The organism is Stenotrophomonas sp. 3diitr2024 (genome assembly GCF_042136455.1).
GTDB lineage: Bacteria > Pseudomonadota > Gammaproteobacteria > Xanthomonadales > Xanthomonadaceae > Stenotrophomonas > Stenotrophomonas sepilia.
This window is the reverse complement of record NZ_JBHHMJ010000309.1, coordinates 1-1,759: the sequence shown is the minus strand read 5'-3', so window position 1 is coordinate 1,759 and position 1,759 is coordinate 1. Positions and strand designations below refer to the sequence as shown.

Here is a 1,759-nt window from a genome sequence, read left to right as displayed (position 1 = left end):
CCGGCACTACCCCGTGACCAAGCCGCTGCCTCAGCGCAGCTGGCTTTCGGCGAATTCCCAGTTGACCATCTGCCAGAAGGCATCCAGGTAACGCGCGCGATCATTCTGGTAATCGGTGTAGTAGGCGTGCTCCCAGACATCGCAGCACAGCAGCGGGGTGCTTTCGCCGGTCAGTGGCGTGCCGGCGTTGCGGGTGGCCTGGATGCCGAGCTGGCCACCGGGGTGCTGCACCAGCCACACCCAGCCCGAGCCGAACAGGCCCAGCGCGGTGCGGTTGAATTCCTCGCGCAGGCGCTGCGCATCACCGAACTGGCGCTTGACCAGCTCGCCCAGCCGGCCCTGCGGCTCGCCGCCGCCGCGCGGGCGCAGGCACTGCCAATAGAAGCCGTGGTTCCAGGCCTGGGCGGCCGCATCGAACAGCGTGCCCTGGGCATGGCGCACGATCTCTTCCAGTGACGCCTCCTCCCACTCGGTGCCGAGAGTGCCGGCGTTGACCGCGTCAACGTAGGCGCGGTGGTGGTGGCCGTGATGCAACTCAACGGTCTGCGCGGACAGGTGGGGCTGCAGGGAGCCGGGGAGGTAGGGCAGGGCAGGCAATTCGACGGGCATGGACAGGTTCGTGGCCAGGGGACGGCGGTAGCCTGTTCCATCCGCTTACAATGGCGGCTACCGTGGGCAGTCTAGCCGACCATCACGGTCGGTTTGTCCGGCGAAGCAAGGAGTGTGGTTGTGGCGGTAATGCAGCAAATCCAGGCCGAGGTCGATCGTTACCCGCTCGTGCTGTTCATGAAGGGCACCCCGCAATACCCGATGTGCGGCTTTTCCAGCCGCGCCGTGCAGGCGTTGATGGCAGCCGGCGCCGTCACCCTGCGCACTGTCAACGTGCTCGAAGAGCCGGAGATCCGCGCCAACCTGCCGCGCTTTTCCAATCTGCCGACCTTCCCGCAGCTGTTCATCAATGGTGAGTTGATCGGCGGCTGCGACATCGTCATGGAACTGTTTGAATCCGGCGAGCTCAAGCGCATCGTCGAAGAGGCGACCCAGGGATGAGTGCCTGGCCGTCGACGTCACCGACTGACGGGGCGATCGATGGCCGCCCGTTGCAGGATCGCGTCGTACTGGTCGCCGGCGCCGGGGGAGGGCTGGGCAGTGCCGCGGCGGTCGCCGCAGCCGCAGCCGGTGCCACCGTGGTCCTGCTGGGACGCAAGCCGCGCCGGCTGGACCGGGTCTATGCCCAGGTCCAGGCGGTCGGTCCGGAACCGCTTCTGTACCCGCTGGACCTGGAAGGCGCCAGCCCCGATGACTATGCCGAACTGGCCCAGGCCCTGCAGCGCGAGCTGGGGCGACTGGATGGACTGCTGGTCTGCGCCGCGCATTTCCCCGGGCTGACTCCGTTTGAACTGGCTGACCCGGCCAGTTTCGCCCGTGCGGTCCATGTCAGCCTGACCGCACCGGCCTGGCTGGCCCAGGCCTGCCTGCCGCTGCTGCGGCAACGCGAGGATGCCGCCATGGTGTTCGCGGTCGATGCTCCCGAACGGGTCGGACAGGCCTATTGGGGGGGGTATGGCGTGGCCCAGCACGGCCTGCGTGGCCTGATCGCCAGCCTGCACGATGAACTGGGCCGCAGTCCCGTCCGGGTCAGCGGCCTGTACCCAGGCCCCCTGCGCACGGCGCTTCGGGCCCGCGCCTATTCCGTGGACCAGGACCCGGCTGCGCAAGGCCCGGAAGCCGCGGCGGCCGCCGCGGTGACCCTGCTGTC

General features: G+C 68.5%; 3 protein-coding genes. 2 read left to right on the top strand and 1 reads right to left on the bottom strand.

Annotated features, from left to right (window positions below):
* Positions 1–30: 30 nt before the first annotated feature.
* A complete protein-coding gene (locus tag ABGA94_RS07170; RefSeq protein WP_188239121.1) occupies positions 31–609 on the bottom strand; it encodes a superoxide dismutase in 579 nt (192 codons plus the stop codon).
* A gap of 120 nt (positions 610–729) precedes the next feature.
* On the opposite strand from ABGA94_RS07170, the gene grxD reads away from it, so the two are divergent.
* Positions 730–1,050: a Grx4 family monothiol glutaredoxin gene (gene grxD / locus ABGA94_RS07165; protein WP_005415957.1), complete on the top strand. Its 321-nt coding sequence runs from the start codon at positions 730–732 to the stop codon at positions 1,048–1,050.
* The coding region (locus ABGA94_RS07160) for an SDR family NAD(P)-dependent oxidoreductase (protein WP_375366841.1) at positions 1,047–1,759 on the top strand (713 nt) is incomplete at its 3' end. The genes grxD and ABGA94_RS07160, both read left to right, overlap by 4 nt.